Raw genomic sequence first — 16,452 nt, 5'->3', positions numbered from 1 at the left:
AAAGTGTGAAAGCTGCATGTGAAAACTTAGTTGGTGACGAGAAAACAGGGGCAGCCATTGTTATAAAGGCACTGGAAGCACCTTTGCGTCAGATTGTAGAGAATGCGGGCTTAGAAGGCTCCGTAATTGTGAATAAAGTAAAAGAAATGCCAGAAGGCGTTGGATTTAATGCATTAACAGAGGAGTATGTTGAAATGGTAGAGGCAGGTATTCTTGATCCTGCAAAGGTAACAAGGAGTGCTTTGCAAAACGCAACTTCCGTTGCATCCTCTTTCCTGACAACAGAGGCTGTTGTTGCAGAATTGCCTTCAAAGGCTCCCGCTATGCCTGATCCAGGTATGGGAGGAATGGGCGGCTATATGTAATAGATTACTGCTGTCAATAATAGTGAATTTCAGAAAATCCCCCTGCAAAAGCAGGGGGATTCTTCATGTGAGACCTACATAAAAAAAAACATTCATTCATTAAACGTTCAGTTTGTCATACAAACATGTTTAAAACTCCTTATTTGCCAAGGAAAGCTCTAAAATAAATGTATAAAATGGTTGGATAATGGAAAAACTTCAAAAAATAAGATAATATTTCTTAATTTTGCATACAAAGTTTATAGAAAGGGGAAAGGGCAAGAAAGAATTTTCATATATCAATTACCATTAAAATGAAATAATTTTTATTAAAGAAAAAGAGAAAAGGACATATTAAATTAACATAATATTGAAAAAATGTATTTTTTGTCGAATCTTTTGCAAAGTGTCTTCGGTTGAAAAACACATGTGCAAATCATGAAAAAAATGTCCGTCCAGAAAAAACTTTTTTGGGTTTTTCTATTGACTTTGACAAAAAAGTTCATATATAATTGCTGTACTAGGAAAAAAAGATTTTTCATTCAACAGTATCATTTAGTTGAGTTGAAAGGGGGAATTTGGTTTGCTGCAGGTGTTCGATATTATAGGTCCTATTATGATTGGGCCATCCAGTTCACACACCGCCGGTGCCGTACGTATTGGGAAATATGCACGTTCTATTTTAGGGGACACGCCTGTTTCTGCAATTATTCGTTTTAGTGGCTCTTTTTCAAAAACTTATAAAGGGCATGGTACTGATAAGGCAATTGTTGCCGGCATTTTAGGCATGGAAACAGATGATGAGAGAATACGCACAAGCATGGAAATTGCAAAAGAAGAGGGTCTTGCGTATACCTTTGAGGAAACTGAAATTGACGGTGCCCATCCAAATACAGCACAAATCATTTTAAAGTCTGCTGACGGTAAGGAAATTTTGGTGCAAGGAGCGTCAATTGGCGGTGGCAATATCATTATCAATAGAATCAATAATACAGAGGTTTCTATTTCCGGAAAATCGGATACACTGATTATTCCTCATGAGGATGTGCCCGGAATGATTGCAATTGTAACAAATATCCTTGCAGAACATTGCGTGAATATTCATGGGTTTTCTCTATGTAGAGATCACAAAGGCGGAACAGCGGTAATGACCATAGAAATTGATGGTAATATTGATGAATCTATTAATAAAGTCATTTTAGAACAACCCAATATTTTGGCTTCGACAATATTAAAAGCTATTTAGTGAAAATTTAAATTGAATTATGGGCCCTTGTTGTGTCAGTCTCAGTTCCCAATTGGGAAGAGAGTTCCCTTTGGCATCTATGAACTGACCTGAAAAAAGAAGGTATTGAGACATTTTTGATTTTATGAAGTAACAAACAGCTTTGATGATAAATTTAAATTTAATAAAGTCTTTCGAAATGGGGTTAGAAAATGAAATATGATTCTTTAGCAGATTTGGTTGTACAAGCCGAAAAGCAAAACCTGCCTCTATGTAGGTTGATTTTAAAAGATCAGGCAGAATCAACAGAGACAGATGAAACTGTACTATTTGAAAATATGAAGCGTTCCTTAATTGTTATGCGTGAGTCTGTAGAAACGGGTTTGGATGATCAAAAGCGTTCTGCCAGTGGACTTACTGGTGGTGATGCTTTTAAAATGAATGAAGCTGTACAGGCAAACAAAAACATATGTGGGAAAATTTTCGGAAATGCAATGGTAAAAGCCCTTGCGGTTTCCCAAACCAATGCTTGCATGGGAAGAATTGTTGCAGCGCCTACTGCTGGCAGTTGTGGTATATTGCCTGCAGCATTGTTAACAATTTCCGAAGATAGAAATATTCCTGACGACGATGTAGTGATGTCCTTATTCACCGCATCAGCAGTGGGACTGGTTATTGCAAATAAGGCAAGCATTGCCGGTGCAGAAGGCGGATGTCAGGCAGAGTGTGGTGCAGCAAGTGCAATGGCTGCTTCGGCTTTGGTTGAGCTTTGCGGGGGCACACCCAAGCAGAGTGAACATGCATGTGCCATCGCATTAAAAAACATTTTAGGCTTGGTTTGTGATCCTGTTGCAGGATTAGTTGAAATTCCTTGCATTAAGAGAAATGCAATGGGGGTTGCCAATGCTTTTGTAGCAGCAGAGTTGGCTTTAGCAGGCGTGGAGAGTGCAATTCCTGCCGATGAGGTCATTTATGCAATGAAAAAGATTGGAGAGGCAATGTCTCCAACTTTAAAAGAAACGGCAGAGGGCGGCTTAGCTGCCACGCCAACAGGTAAAAAACTTTGTGAAAAAGTTTTTGGTCATTGTTAATCATTATTTTATCTTTCGTACAACCATTGTTACTGGAATAATAATATTAAAAAAATAGGAGAATGGATAAAATGGGTAGTTTATTACAAAAATGGAATTCTTGGTAAAGTAATTCCAAACATAGCTATTATTGCTCTTTTGGGTGATTTATTTGTTGGTGCATTAAAGGGTGTTGCACCAATCTTAGTATTTTTCTTGGTAATGAGCTCTTTGGCTCAGCATAAAAAGGGCGCAAAAACTAACATGGGTACTGTTATCGCCCTGTACTTAATTGGTACGTTCTCTGCTGCTGTAGTTGCAGTTTTAGCAAGCTTCATGTTCCCTGTAACTTTAACTTTGACAGATATAGCAGCAGAAGCTGCTGCACCTCCAGATGGTGTTGGCACAGTTATTAAAACTTTACTTTTAAACGTAGTTCAGAATCCAATTTCATCTCTTTCAACAGCAAACTACATTGGTATTTTGGCATGGGCAGTTGTTTTTGGTCTGGCATTAAAGCACTCTTCCGATACAACAAAAACAATGCTGAACAATTTTGCAGATGCAGTTTCTCAGGCTGTTAGATGGGTAATCAGCTTTGCACCTTTTGGTATTTTGGGTCTTGTTTATACAACAGTTTCTACAAGTGGTTTGGGTATTTTCACAGACTACGGCAAACTTTTATTAGTGTTGGTAGGATGTATGGCAGTTGTTGCTTTGGTTGTAAATCCAATCATTGTGTTCTTGAATATCAGACAAAACCCATATCCTTTAGTATTTAAGTGTTTAAAGGACAGCTTCATTACAGCATTCTTTACTCGTAGCTCTGCTGCGAATATTCCTGTTAATATGACTCTTTGTGAATCTTTGGGCTTGGATGAGGATAACTATTCTGTATCCATTCCTTTGGGCGCAACAATCAACATGGCAGGTGCTGCAATTACCATTACAGTAATGGCCTTGGCGGCAGTAAATACATTAGGCTATACTGTTGATATCGGCACAGCGATTATATTAAGCGTTGTTGCTGCAGTTTCTGCTTGTGGTGCTTCCGGCGTTGCTGGTGGTTCCTTGCTCTTGATTCCTCTGGCATGTTCCCTGTTTGGTATTTCTAATGATATCGCAATGCAGGTTGTAGGTGTTGGTTTCATCATCGGTGTTGTTCAGGATTCTTGTGAAACAGGCTTGAACTCCTCTACAGATGCATTGTTTACAGCAGCTGCTGAATTTAGACAGTGGAGAAAACAAGGAAAGCCTATTAAATGGTAATTTTTTTTTAAACTATAAGTTCGTAAATGGTTGTACGAAAATAGTTTTATGAAGTATAACAAAGGTGTTATCTATGTAATGCAAAATCAGATATATAAAAAAGCGGTGATTTAATCACCGCTTTTTTGCATGTTTAAAATAACCCACTCAGTAGTGGTATAGTATTTGCATGAACAAATTACTGAGAAAAAAAGACTAATTATATTAAATTGCAAATTGAATGGGTATGAAAAGTATAGTTGTTTTCGGAGGGTATTAAAAAAAGCAAACATGGAAATAATTTTGTTGATCCATGTTTGCTTCGTAATCTTTTATATAAGTTGAATTTATTTTGTTTGACGTGGATAGACCATATTTTCTTCCTTAAGGCAAGATAGCACTTCATCGACAAATTTCTTGCATTCTATTTTCGTTATTTCTAGATTATGATCTAAATAATTTCCACACATTTCTGCTTTTGCCGCAGGAAGCTCGTCGGAAAAGTGACTCATATAGTCATAGCATTCTTTTAAAATATCTGCCACATCTTTGGATTCCAAGTCTCCTTTAAAGATAGCATACATGCCTGTGCGGCATCCCATGGGACCAATGTAGATTGTTTTTTCCGCCCAAAGGGAATGACTACGAAAGAAGGTAGCCATTAAATGCTCAATAGTGTGCATAACGGCGGTATCCATAACCATTTCACGGTTGGGTTCTTTCATGCGGATATCAAATGTAGTTAATACCCCGTTTTCAACAGTATCCTTTCTGGATACATAAATTCCTCTTAAAAGTATATTGTGATCAATGCCAAAGCTGGTAACATCCATAATTTTCGTCCTTTCTTTTTACATTCTCAAACAAGGTCATTTTAACTGTTTTTATAAAGAATTTCAAGTGGAACTTTATATGCAAGGGGTTGTTAGATGGAGATTTTTGGGGTAAAATGTTTTATAATGTGTACAAAACTAGATAAAGAAGGAGAATGCATATGGTAAAAAAAATTTCAAGAGATGAGGCATGGGAAGTACTCATAAAATATAATAAAGAGCCATTTCACTTGCGTCATGCAGAGACAGTGGAAGGCGCAATGCGCTATTTTGCAAGGGAACTAGGTTATGGCGAAGAAGAGGAGTTTTGGGGTAATGTTGGTTTACTTCATGATGTAGATTTTGAAATGTATCCTGAGGAGCACTGCATCAAATGTCAAGAAATTATGAAGGAGCATGATTTGGAGGAGCCCTTGATTCGTGCAGTGGCTAGCCATGGATATGGCATTTGCTGTGATATTGAGCCAATCCATGAAATGGAAAAGGTTTTATTCGCTGTAGATGAGCTGACAGGCTTAATTGGTGCGGCGGCATTGATGCGTCCATCAAAAAGCGTGCAGGATATGGAATTGAAATCAATTAAGAAAAAATTTAAGGATAAAGCTTTTGCTGCTGGCTGCGATAGAGATGTAATTCGAAAAGGAGCAGAGCGACTTGGTTGGGAACTGGATGAGTTAATGGTGAGAACGTTAGAAGCCATGAAGAATGATCCTAGAAATTAAAATTCATTTGTGAAGTGGAATGAAAAGAAAGTCCCGTGAAATTAGATTGTGAATATCGGTAGGATTTTTAATCATAAAAGGCTCAGAATGAGGCACAATATATAAATAAATGAACTTGCTTTACATCATAATAAATGTCTAAGAAAACAAATGCAATTCGCTTTTAATAATTAATACAGACAGCAAAAATAAAGAAATATTTTTTTGACATTCATATTTTTTATGAATGTCAAATTTTTTTAAATTCTCCTTATAAATACAGTAATAATTATTTACAATAGGGACACAATAATATTGAAATAAAAACAAAGGAGGGAACAAACATGGAAAAATGTAATGAATGTATTAAATGTACTGTTGAAAAATGTAGACACCATCATAATGCAAAAAATTACTGTACACTTGAAGCAATTCAGGTTGGTACACACGAAGGAAATCCTACAATGGATCAGTGTACAGACTGTCAGTCCTTCGTAGTAAAATAAGATAACCGGTTATTTTTTTGATAGCGGGCTTCTTTTTATGAATTATCATAAAAGGGAGCCTGCCTTTTCTATTATTAGTAGAAATTAACTTGCTAGGATAAGCGGCTATGGCGTAAAATATAACAGAGGTGATCGTAAAATGAAGCTTTATCTTATTAGACATGGAGAAACAGATTGGAATTTGCGAAATATGTTTTACGGCTGGACAGATTGCGATATTAACGAAAAAGGAATCAAGCAAGCACATAAATTGAAAAATTTTTTTAATACTGTTACTTATGATAAAATATATTCTAGCGATTTGCGCCGCGCAGCCCATACTGCTGAAATTATAGCAGGTGACAAAAATATTCATGTGAAGAAAAATAATTGTTTTCGGGAACTGTTTTTTGGAGATTGGGAGGACAAAGAAGGCTCCTACATAAAAGAAAACCATAGTGAGGAATTGAATCGTTGGATTAAGGATTGGAAAACTTCTTCTCTTCCCGGGGGAGAGGCATTTTTGGATTTTTATGAGCGAGTGACAATGGGGTTAGACAAAGTTATTAAAGACAATAAAGGAAAAGAGATTATTATTGTCTCTCATAATGGGCCCATGAGTGCCATGCTTTGCCATTTGACAGGGGCAGGCCCCGATGGATTTTGGAGATTCTTTTCCGAACAAGGCTGTTATAGTTCTGTGTTGGTTTCAGATGCAAAAACCACAATAGAGAAAATAAATTGCCCGGTAAAATAATTGAAAGCGACACTGGCATCATGCACTGTTGGAGCATATTGCTATTGTTTTGAATGACGGAATAGTTGCCTGATGGCTGAGTACAAGGAAATTTAAAAAAAATCTGACTGTAAAGGAAAAATACTTGACAGAAAGATTCTTTTTTAGTATGATGTCTTAGGTGGTTGTAAAGTGATTTTCCTTTACAGGGGGAATGAAAGATGGACGAGATATTAAGGCTAACCTTTCTCTATGATTTTTATGGAGAGCTTTTGACAGAAAAACAAAAGTTGGTGTTTGAGATGCATTATCAGAACGATCTTTCTCTTTCTGAAATCGGAGAAGAGTTATCAATCAGCCGACAGGCTGTGCGAGATCAGCTTAAGCGCACAGAGAAAATTTTGATTGGATACGAAGAGAAGCTGCGTTTGGTAGAACGCTTTCAACAGCAGCAAAGAGCTGTGCTTAAAATGAAGAACATTCTTGATGAAATCGGCACAGGTGATATTAGTAAAGAAACAACGGAAGCGATTGTTACCATGAAGCAGATTGCTGATGCAATACTATCCTAAAAGGAGGGCGATCTATTATGGCATTTGAAAATCTTTCCGCCAAGCTGCAGGAAGTATTCAAACAGCTTCGGGGAAAAGGTGTTTTGACTGAAGATGACGTAAAGGCTGCCATGCGAGAAGTAAAGATTGCACTTTTGGAAGCAGACGTAAACTTTAAAATAGTCAAAGACTTTATTAAAACGGTAACGGAACGTGCTGTTGGCGTTGAAGTTTTGCAGGGGTTAAACCCGGGACAACAGGTTATAAAAATTGTAAATGACGAGTTGATTGCGCTGATGGGAAGCACCCAAAGCAGATTAACTTATTCGAACCGCCCCCCTACTGTGTATATGATGGTAGGTTTGCAAGGTGCTGGTAAAACCACCAGCAGTGGCAAATTGGCAGGTCAGCTTAGAAAGCAGGGAAGAAACCCTCTTTTGGTTGCCTGTGATATTTACCGTCCTGCTGCAATTAAGCAGTTACAGGTGGTAGGGAAAAATTATGGTATCCCTGTGTTTGAAATGGGTACCGAGGTAAGCCCTGTGGAAATTTCCAAAAAAGCTTTGGAGTATGCCGCAGAGCAGCACCATGATGTAGTTTTGATAGATACCGCAGGTCGTTTGCATATCAACGAAGAGTTGATGCAGGAGTTGTTGGATATCAAATCCACAGTGAGACCCCAAGAGGTACTTTTGGTGGTTGATGCTATGACAGGGCAGGATGCCGTAACCGTAGCAGGCAGTTTTGACAGCCAATTGGGTGTTGATGGCATTATTATGACGAAGCTTGACGGTGATGCCAGAGGCGGTGCCGCGCTTTCCGTAAGAAGTGTTACTAACAAACCAATTAAATATATCGGTATGGGTGAAAAAATGGAGGATCTTGAGCCTTTTTATCCCGACCGCATGGCTTCCAGAATTTTAGGGATGGGCGATGTTCTTTCTCTGATTGACAAGGTGCAGCAAAATATTGATGAGCAGGAAGCAATGGAGATGCAAAAAAAAATGCGCTCCAACGACTTTACTTTAGAAGACTTCCTTTCTCAAATGCAGCAAATTAAAAAGATGGGTCCACTGAAGGATTTAATGGGAATGATTCCTGGGATGAACGGGCTTAACCTTGAAAAGGCCATGGACGGGGTTGACCCTGCAAAAGAAATGGTTAAGGTAGAAGCCATCATTCATTCCATGACCAAAGAGGAACGTTCCAATCCATCCATTCTCAATGGCCCAAGAAAAAAACGCATTGCCAATGGCTGTGGTAGAAGCATTGCCGATGTGAATCGTCTGCTGAAGCAGTTTGAAGAAATGAAAAAAATGATGAAGCAGATGAACAATATGCAAAAAGGCAAAAAAGGAAAACTTCCTTTTTTCCGATAAATTAAGTTTAATATTTTTAGGAGGTGAAATGATATGGCAGTAAGAATCAGATTGAAAAGATTGGGTGCGAAAAAAGCTCCTTTCTATAGAATCGTTGTTGCGGATTCCAGAACATCCAGAAACGGAAAATCCATCGAAGAGATTGGTTACTACGATCCTACAAAGGAACCCGTTGTTCTGAAAGTTGATGCAGAAGCAGCTAATAAGTGGCTTACAAACGGTGCACAGCCTTCCGAAACTGCAAAGGCTCTGTTGAAAAAAGCTGGCGTAATCGGCGAATAATCCGAAGGCGGGAGGCTTGACTATGAAAGAACTATTAGAGGTCATTGCAAAAAATCTTGTGGATTATCCGGATAAGGTTCAGGTAACCGAAACTGAAAATGAACGTACCTTGGTACTGGAATTGAAGGTTGCTCCTGAAGATATGGGAAAGGTTATCGGGAAACAAGGAAGAATTGCAAAAGCAATTCGTACATTGGTGAAGGCATCCGGCGTTCACGAAGATAAAAAAATTATCGTTGAAATCATTCAATGAAAAATTTGCCCACATTTTGGGTACGATAAGGGTGTCGACGTAGTCGGCACCCTTTGAAAAAGCCCAGTTTTGCATTTAAATGTTGTCTTAATGGCAAGGTGCGCTTGCATCCTGCCTGTTTTTGTATAAAGAATTCATAATTTTTGAGGTGTGTATGGAACAGTATTTTGAGATTGGAAAAATTACAGGTACCCATGGGATTCGAGGAACAATGCGGGTGTTTCCTACAACACAAGATCCCACCAGATTTGAACGCTTAAAAGAAATTATTGTGGAAATCAGGGGAAAGAGAGAAACCTTTCATATACAGAAGGTGGCATATCATAAGCAGTTTGTTTTACTTACTGTGAAAGAAGTTACTGATATTAATGTGGCGGAGCTATACAAAAATGGAACTATTATCATACCTGATTCTGCGGCTATCCCATTAGAAGAGAATGAATATTACACCAGAGATTTGTATGGTTTAAAGGTTATTACAGAAGATGGCGAAGAATTAGGTGAATTGATAAAAATTTATGTAACCGGTGCCAACGATGTTTATGGCGTACAAAAAAGTCCTGAGGAAAAAGAACTTTTGATTCCTGCGATCAAAGATTGTATTAAGAAAGTAGATTTGGAAGCAGGCATTATGACAGTGGCACTTCTGGAAGGGTTGAGGTAATGAAGCAGTTCTTTGTTTTAACACTATTTCCCGAAATGGTTCAAGAAACCTTATCCCATAGTATTTTGGGAAGAGCACAAAGGGATGGCTTGATTTCTGTTGAAGCCATCAATATTAGGGATTTTTCCAATAGTAAGCATTTGCAGGTAGATGATTATCCCTATGGAGGAGGAGTCGGCATGGTTATGCAGCCTCAGCCAATTTTTGACGCCTACCAAAGTATTTTGCCAATGGCGGGAAGCGGCACTAGGGTTCTATATATGACTCCCCAGGGAAAACCCTTCACCCAGCGTGTGGCAGAGGAGCTGGCCCATGAGGAAAACCTTATATTTTTGTGTGGCCATTATGAGGGGGTGGATGAACGGGTGATTGAGGAAATTGTTACAGATGAAATTTCCTTGGGTGACTTTGTTCTTACTGGGGGAGAGTTGGCGGCAATTACCATGATTGATGCCGTTTCTCGTTTGATGCCTGGTGTTCTTGGAAAAGAGGCTTCCTTTGAGGATGAGAGCTTTTCTCAAGGACTTTTGGAATATCCTCAGTATACCCGTCCTCCTGTTTTTATGGAGCATGAGGTACCGCAGGTGCTTTTAAGCGGTCACCATGGTAATGTTGAGAAATGGCGCAGAGAGCAGTCTCTTCTTCGTACTGCCCAAAAGCGACCGGATTTATTAAGGACAGCTGATTTAAGTCAAAAAGATATTAAATTTTTAAAAGAAAATGGCATCGAGGTGTAAATCACCGGACATGCCTTTTTTATGGCCGGAGATTAGGCAACACCCGCATATTTGCTTATATACCTATCTGACTTCATTTTAACTGAATAGAAGCATGGTTGCCCATCTGGGCGTACAGAATGATGTGGTACCCTTAAAGACTCTGGTGATAGTAATTATAGAAATAATTGATACAACTATGAATGGGAAAGTTAATATTTAGGAGGAACATTTTTTATGAGTAACCACACAAGTACCGCAAATCCCGCGCCTCTTGGTCTTCTTGGTTTTGGTATGACCACAATTTTATTGAATTTACATAACGCAGGAATTATATCATTATCGGCAGTCATTATCAGCATGGGCATTTTCTTGGGCGGTTTTGCACAGGTTGTGGCAGGGATTATGGAGTTTAAAGGGGGCAATACCTTTGGCGCAACAGCATTTACTGCATATGGAACCTTTTGGTGGTCATTGGTTGGAATTTGGCTCTTGCCTTCTGCGATTCCTCAGGGTGGCGTACAGAGCGCAGATGAGCTCTCTATGGCCTTTTATTTGTTACTGTGGGGTATTTTCACCCTTGCTATGTTTATTGGCACCTTAAAGCATAATATGGCTTCAAGAGTGGTCTTTGGTTCTTTAACGGTATTATTCTTTTTGCTGGCACTAGGCGATTTTACAGGTAGTCATTTTATTAAATCGATTGCAGGGTATGAGGGCATTTTCTGCGGTGGCAGCGCAATTTATTCAGCCATTGGTCAGATATTAAATAATGAGTTTCAAAAAGAAGTTGTAAAACTATAAAAATGAAAAAAGCAGTCATTTCCTGTTTGACACAAAAGGAAATGACTGCTTTTTTATTATATTTTCAATATTTATTTATTCATGTTGCGAATATGCATGTAAACGGTGTTTTTTGAAATACCCAAATGATCTGCAATGGTTACCACAGAATCTTTTAAGTTAAATATACCTTTTTGATATAAAATAGAAACGATTTCCTTATTTTTATTGGAAGAGGAAATAGCAAGATTGCTATAAACTGCTTTTTTTGCTTCTTCTAACGCGTGAAGCATCAGTTCTACTGTGTTTTCAACAAATGTTTCTGAAATATTTTCCTGCTTTGTACTTTCGGATGGCGTCATAAAGTGCACTAAATCAGAGATGGGGGATGACAAATACATATTGATACATAGCAGACCAATTATATTTCCCTTATCTCCCATAATAGCCGAGATTGAGGATTTAAAGGTTTCTCCCCGTTTATTTTTGGCAAAATAATAGAGATGATTTAGATTAGGTTCCGCCATCATACGGTTGAGAAACGATAATGTAACTTCCGAAATAGAAGCGCCAACCTGCCTGCCGGATAGGTGACCGTTAATGATATGCATAACGGAATGATCCATGTTCTCAAGATTATGTATTACCACTTCACAAAAGTTTCCTAAAAATTCAGCAACACCTTCTGCTACATTTACATATGAATATAAGATCGCTCTGTCATGTTCTGCTAATGAAAAGCTCTGACTTTCCATGGTACACCTCCAAAAATATTATAAATTAAAGTATATCAAAAATAGTGTATCTTTTCAAGTGCAGAAACAGATTCTGTTAAAAAGGAAACAAAATTAGATTAAAAATATTATAAACACAGCTAATTCAAAAATGATTGAAAAGAGCTAAAATTTTATATTTTCGTTTTTAAAAAAGTTAAATCTTTTTTGGGCGGTATAAATTGTTTTATTCCCATTAAAGATAAAGGCAAGGGCACAAACAACGATGAAGTAAATTGTATTTTCAGGTCCAAACACCTCAACACCAATCAGAATGGGTGCCAATAATGTATTGGTTGCACTACCGAAAACTGCTGAATAGCCAAGGGCAGCAACCAGAGTAACAGGTAGGCCAAATAAGGTTCCTAATACCATACCTAAGGTTGCACCGATAGAAAATAGTGGAGTGACTTCGCCCCCCTGAAAGCCCACAGATAGGGTGATAACGGTGAATAAAAGCTTAAGCAGCCAATCGTATTGATATATTTGTTCACCCATAAGGCTAAATTGGATCAGGTTTGTACCCAGGCCACAATATCTACCGTTATGCAACAGTAAAAATAACAAGGATAAAATGCAACCTCCAATAAAGATTCTTTTCATAGGATTCTCAATAAGGACTGTTAATTTATTCTTGCAGAAGTTTAATAAAAGGGCAAATGCCCCTCCCACTACTCCAAATATGATTCCCAAAAGGACAAGCTTAAATAAAAGTTCAGATGATAAGGCTAGTGTGTTTGGAAGGCTAATGGAAAATTTCTCTAAGCCCAATAGATGAGAAGTTGTGCTGGCTGTGAAAGATGCAACCAAGGCAGGAAGCAAAGCCTCATATAAAAACACACCGGAAACAAGTACTTCCAGAGCAAAAAAAGTTGCTGCAATTGGTGTTTGGAAAAGACCGGCAAAGCCAGCTGCCATGCCGATTACCAATAGAATGCGAGGATTGTTTAAAAATTTTAGCTTTCTTGCCACGGTGTGAGCAACTGTGGCGCCTAGCTGTACAGCAACGCCTTCCCGTCCGGCGCTTCCGCCAAATAGATGGGTAATCCATGTGGTTAAAATGATTAAAGGAACAAGCATTTTTGGAATACGTTCCTTATCACCATGGCCGGTCTGAAACACAAGGGTCATACCCTTTATGCTCTCTTTACTGAGAAAACTGTATAATAATGTGATACTAACCCCTGCGATGGGCAAGAAGGGCACCAAAAGCATTGAATGCTGGCTTCTGTATTGGGTAATTTTCAATAAAACTTCCCCAAAGAGTGCATCAATACCGCCGATAATAATCCCTACAAATAAGGCAATTATAGAATATAAAAATATTTCTTTGTACTCTTGCATGATATTTCGTATCAATAGTATCCTCCTAAATGCAAATAAATAAAATCTCATTTTTGTATATAAAAAAAGATAATTCTTTGCGTTGAGATTAAAAATCATTCGTTTTTATTATATCAGTACAGATTCGGTATGACAATGCCTTTGGGCATCGAAAAAAGAGAAAAGGCCGCCTGTACCAAGAGGATTGTCTAAAAAAGGGCGTGGCACGTATAAACAGTTTTTGCAAAACAGCTTTTGCGATGCAACTTCATAAAAAAATCCCCATGTAAGGTATTTCCTTACAATAGGGATATTTATCTAGTATGAATCATGGAATCAAGAGATGGGGCTAGAAGAAACTCATCCGTACTTCCAACCAATAAAAAATGAGTCACCCGGGGCTCGAACCCGGGACACCTGGATTAAAAGTCCAGTGCTCTACCAACTGAGCTAGTGACCCGCAACGAAATTTAGTATATATGATAACAGAAAAAATGTCAATCATTTTTTTTTGAAATTTGACAAAAAATTTATATTTCTTTTCTGTTTGTATTGGGATAGAATAAAAAGAAGATTAAGAATTCTGTAAGGAAGTTTGTATTATTTTGTAAAACTATCCTGTTATGATAAAATAGTAATATTATGCGAACTTAGGGGGGATTTGTTATGGATAAATTCAATATTTTGGTTTGTGATGATGACAAAGCAATTGTTGATGCAATAGAAATTTATTTAAAACAGGAAGGGTATCATATCATTAAAGCTTATAATGGCTTAGAGGCATTAAAGGCTTTAGAGGAAAATGAGATACATTTGATTTTGCTGGATATCATGATGCCCAAGCTGGATGGTTTAAACACGACGGTTAAAATTCGAGAAACCTTAAATATACCGATTATTATTTTGTCGGCGAAATCTGAGGATACAGACAAAATTTTGGGGCTGAATTTTGGAGCAGACGATTATATTACAAAGCCCTTTAACCCGTTGGAGCTTTTGGCAAGGGTGAAAAGCCAAATGCGCCGATATACTGCTCTTGGCAGTATTGCGGAAAAAAGTAATGTAATAAAAATTGGAGAGCTTGAGTTGGATAAAGATGCCAAGGAGGTTCGTGTCAGCGGAGATCCTATTAAGCTCACTGCAACGGAATACGGCATTCTTCAGTTATTAATGGAAAATGCAGGAAAGGTGTTTTCTATTGATCAAATTTATGAAAGAGTTTGGAATGAATTGTCTTTTGCCCCGGAAAATACAGTTTCGGTACACATCCGCCGCATCAGAGAAAAAATAGAAATCAATCCGAAGGAGCCTAGATATCTAAAGGTGGTGTGGGGCATTGGATACAAAATTGAAAAAATATAGAAGCTACCAGAGGAAATGGAAGATAGCAGGGGTAGCTCTCCTTTTTATTTGTGCCATGGCCAACTTTTTTTGCGGGATTATAACCGCGAATATTTCTAATCACTGGAACAGTGGTATCATCGAGGCACATACTGTTTATGACACCTACGAGTTTAAAAACAGCTTTGCCCAAGCACTGGATGAGGTGATACTCTCCGAAGTGTACTATCGCAATGAAAGCAGGATTACCAGTGGTGAGCTGATTGACAGAGAGGAACTGCTTACAGACTTTAAACGATACTATGGCATTAAAGAAGGCATTATCACTGGGAATACTTCCATTAACGAAACCTTTGACGGATTGATTACCCATGGAAGTATCCCCAATTCATTAAAACATAACTTTGATGAGTATAAAGAACTCGTAGAAAGTCGCCTGCCCCTTTATCGGAAAATGTACATTCAAAATCAGGTGGATGACTTTAAAAGCAGCATTCGCTATTTAAATGGAATGACAAATTTTCTTTACTATGTGGAAGATAGCAGTGGTAATGTTGTTGCAGGGAACACAACAAGGGGAGAAATGAGCAATATTGACCGGACTGTTGTTCTTTCTTCTGGCTTTAGTAGCGATAAAATTGGGGTAATGGGTTATACCACCAATAACTCCATCATGGAAACCAGTGATTATAAAATATACGCGGGAATTCAGGATCCTTTTGTATATGGAGATACTTTTTATTCCCTTGGTCAGGAATATGTTTTTGCAAAGGCAGGATTACCTATTTTATTTGGCGTATTTACTGCTTCAACGATTATCATCATTTTTTGTTTGGTTTATTTGATACGTGTTGCAGGACAAAGTGAGAAGGGTGGAAAGGTTACTTATATAGCAGTAGATAAAATCTATAATGAGGTTCATTTTTTACTGGTAATTGGTTTAACAACCTTTGCTGTCATTTTTGGAGTTGCAATTTTATCAAGCATTTTAAGTGAAACAGCTATTTTTTGGGCATATATTTTTAATACCATATTAGGCATTATTTATATTTGCGATATTGCTGCCATCATTTCTTATATTATGTCTGTTTCCAGACAAATCAAAGGCAAAATCTTTCTGCGAAACACTTGGGTATCTGTAACCATTCGCCGTATGTCAGAATTGTTTACAGGGAAAACCTTTCGAGGCTGGATGATTTTTGTTATGCTTAGCTATGGATTGGGAAACTGCGTACTAATGGGATTTATTATTTTTGCAGCACAAATGGAATATTACTTGATCTGTTTCTTGTGTGCGTTTGGCTTATTCCTTTTCAACGCATTTTGTATGTACTTGTTTTTAAGAGCTTTACGATCATTGAAAAGAATTATGATTTCCGCCAGAGAAACATCAAAAGGCAATCTGCAATACAAATTAAATTTGGAAGAAATATCTCCTTCTTTTTCGAATTTTGCAATGGATATTGCTAATATACAGGATGGATTGAAAAATTCCGTTGAGGATGCGGTAAAAGGCGAGAGGATGAAAACAGAGCTGATTACCAATGTTTCTCACGACTTGAAAACGCCTTTAACCTCCATTATTTCTTATGTTGATTTGCTACGAAGCCTTAGATTGGAAAATAAAGCGGCTTCAGAATATGTGGAGATATTATATGAGAAGTCCTACCGTCTGAAGCAATTAATTGAAGACCTCATTGAAGCCAGTAAGGTTTCCAGCGGTAATATTACAGTTTCAAAAATGA

At 37.8% G+C, this 16,452-nt stretch carries 18 protein-coding genes, 1 tRNA gene and 1 pseudogene; 16 read left to right on the top strand and 4 right to left on the bottom strand.

Features of this window, described 5'->3' with window-relative positions; genetic code table 11:
- From RTK36_RS01220 to sstT, 4 genes and pseudogenes are all read left to right on the top strand, one after another.
- A pseudogene (locus tag RTK36_RS01220) lies at positions 1 to 365 on the top strand (TCP-1/cpn60 chaperonin family protein); the annotation flags it as partial.
- Positions 366 to 936: 571 nt separating this feature from the next.
- On the top strand, positions 937 to 1,590 hold the full coding sequence (gene sdaAB / locus RTK36_RS01215) for an L-serine ammonia-lyase, iron-sulfur-dependent subunit beta (RefSeq protein ID WP_331654920.1): 654 nt from the start codon (positions 937 to 939) through the stop codon (positions 1,588 to 1,590).
- A gap of 191 nt (positions 1,591 to 1,781) precedes the next feature.
- Positions 1,782 to 2,660 (top strand): L-serine ammonia-lyase, iron-sulfur-dependent, subunit alpha, encoded by an 879-nt coding sequence (gene sdaAA, locus RTK36_RS01210; protein ID WP_312043491.1) that lies wholly within the window; start codon positions 1,782 to 1,784, stop codon positions 2,658 to 2,660.
- A 45-nt stretch (positions 2,661 to 2,705) separates the two neighbouring features.
- A complete protein-coding gene (sstT, locus tag RTK36_RS01205; protein WP_331654919.1) occupies positions 2,706 to 3,908 on the top strand; it encodes a serine/threonine transporter SstT in 1,203 nt (400 codons plus the stop codon).
- 326 nt (positions 3,909 to 4,234) lie between these two features.
- Here the strand turns inward: sstT and RTK36_RS01200 are convergent, their stop codons facing one another.
- On the bottom strand, positions 4,235 to 4,720 hold the full coding sequence (locus RTK36_RS01200; RefSeq protein WP_331654902.1) for an S-ribosylhomocysteine lyase: 486 nt from the start codon (positions 4,718 to 4,720) through the stop codon (positions 4,235 to 4,237).
- 161 nt (positions 4,721 to 4,881) lie between these two features.
- Between RTK36_RS01200 and RTK36_RS01195 the strand changes: the two genes are divergently transcribed.
- The 10 genes from RTK36_RS01195 to RTK36_RS01150 all read left to right on the top strand — a co-directional run bounded on the left by RTK36_RS01195 (position 4,882) and on the right by RTK36_RS01150 (position 11,291).
- Positions 4,882 to 5,442, top strand: coding sequence for a hydrolase (locus tag RTK36_RS01195; RefSeq protein WP_312043489.1), 561 nt, complete (start codon positions 4,882 to 4,884; stop codon positions 5,440 to 5,442).
- A gap of 323 nt (positions 5,443 to 5,765) precedes the next feature.
- Positions 5,766 to 5,927: a DUF1540 domain-containing protein gene (locus RTK36_RS01190; RefSeq protein ID WP_256149007.1), complete on the top strand. Its 162-nt coding sequence runs from the start codon at positions 5,766 to 5,768 to the stop codon at positions 5,925 to 5,927.
- Positions 5,928 to 6,066: 139 nt separating this feature from the next.
- Entirely contained in the window at positions 6,067 to 6,663 is a 597-nt protein-coding gene (gene cobC / locus RTK36_RS01185; protein WP_312043487.1) for an alpha-ribazole phosphatase, read from the top strand.
- A 200-nt stretch (positions 6,664 to 6,863) separates the two neighbouring features.
- The gene (gene ylxM / locus RTK36_RS01180; RefSeq protein WP_312043486.1) at positions 6,864 to 7,214 is read left to right on the top strand and encodes a YlxM family DNA-binding protein; all 351 of its coding nucleotides are present in this window, start codon (positions 6,864 to 6,866) and stop codon (positions 7,212 to 7,214) included.
- Between the two features lie 17 nt (positions 7,215 to 7,231).
- A complete protein-coding gene (ffh, locus tag RTK36_RS01175) occupies positions 7,232 to 8,572 on the top strand; it encodes a signal recognition particle protein (RefSeq protein WP_312043484.1) in 1,341 nt (446 codons plus the stop codon).
- A gap of 33 nt (positions 8,573 to 8,605) precedes the next feature.
- Positions 8,606 to 8,854, top strand: coding sequence for a 30S ribosomal protein S16 (gene rpsP, locus RTK36_RS01170; RefSeq protein WP_066051149.1), 249 nt, complete (start codon positions 8,606 to 8,608; stop codon positions 8,852 to 8,854).
- Between the two features lie 22 nt (positions 8,855 to 8,876).
- The gene (locus RTK36_RS01165; protein WP_066051147.1) at positions 8,877 to 9,107 is read left to right on the top strand and encodes a KH domain-containing protein; all 231 of its coding nucleotides are present in this window, start codon (positions 8,877 to 8,879) and stop codon (positions 9,105 to 9,107) included.
- 154 nt (positions 9,108 to 9,261) lie between these two features.
- Positions 9,262 to 9,771 carry a ribosome maturation factor RimM gene (rimM, locus tag RTK36_RS01160; protein ID WP_312043482.1) on the top strand — a complete coding sequence of 170 codons (510 nt, stop codon included), beginning with the start codon at positions 9,262 to 9,264 and terminating at the stop codon, positions 9,769 to 9,771.
- A complete protein-coding gene (gene trmD, locus RTK36_RS01155; protein WP_312043479.1) occupies positions 9,771 to 10,508 on the top strand; it encodes a tRNA (guanosine(37)-N1)-methyltransferase TrmD in 738 nt (245 codons plus the stop codon). The genes rimM and trmD overlap by 1 nt, the downstream gene beginning before the upstream one ends.
- Before the next feature lie 216 nt (positions 10,509 to 10,724).
- Complete coding sequence (locus tag RTK36_RS01150) at positions 10,725 to 11,291, top strand: acetate uptake transporter (protein ID WP_312043477.1); 567 nt, start codon at positions 10,725 to 10,727, stop codon at positions 11,289 to 11,291.
- Between the two features lie 71 nt (positions 11,292 to 11,362).
- Here the strand turns inward: RTK36_RS01150 and RTK36_RS01145 are convergent, their stop codons facing one another.
- From RTK36_RS01145 to RTK36_RS01135, 3 genes are all read right to left on the bottom strand, one after another.
- A complete protein-coding gene (locus tag RTK36_RS01145; RefSeq protein WP_312043475.1) occupies positions 11,363 to 12,025 on the bottom strand; it encodes a helix-turn-helix transcriptional regulator in 663 nt (220 codons plus the stop codon).
- A 144-nt stretch (positions 12,026 to 12,169) separates the two neighbouring features.
- Positions 12,170 to 13,402 (bottom strand): chloride channel protein, encoded by a 1,233-nt coding sequence (locus RTK36_RS01140; RefSeq protein WP_331654900.1) that lies wholly within the window; start codon positions 13,400 to 13,402, stop codon positions 12,170 to 12,172.
- Positions 13,403 to 13,753: 351 nt separating this feature from the next.
- Positions 13,754 to 13,826: transfer RNA gene (locus tag RTK36_RS01135), tRNA-Lys, on the bottom strand.
- Positions 13,827 to 14,032: 206 nt separating this feature from the next.
- Between RTK36_RS01135 and RTK36_RS01130 the strand changes: the two genes are divergently transcribed.
- Together RTK36_RS01130 and RTK36_RS01125 are read left to right on the top strand one after the other, a co-directional pair.
- On the top strand, positions 14,033 to 14,728 hold the full coding sequence (locus RTK36_RS01130; RefSeq protein WP_312043473.1) for a response regulator transcription factor: 696 nt from the start codon (positions 14,033 to 14,035) through the stop codon (positions 14,726 to 14,728).
- Positions 14,703 to 16,452, top strand: a 1,750-nt coding sequence (locus RTK36_RS01125) for a sensor histidine kinase (RefSeq protein WP_312043471.1), incomplete at its 3' end; no start/stop codon positions are given. The genes RTK36_RS01130 and RTK36_RS01125, both read left to right, overlap by 26 nt.

The sequence above is a fragment of the Anaerotignum sp. genome (assembly GCF_031981185.1).
GTDB lineage: Bacteria > Bacillota > Clostridia > Lachnospirales > Anaerotignaceae > Chakrabartyella.
The sequence above is the reverse complement of the archived record's forward strand: the minus strand, read 5'-3'. Positions and strand labels throughout refer to the sequence as shown.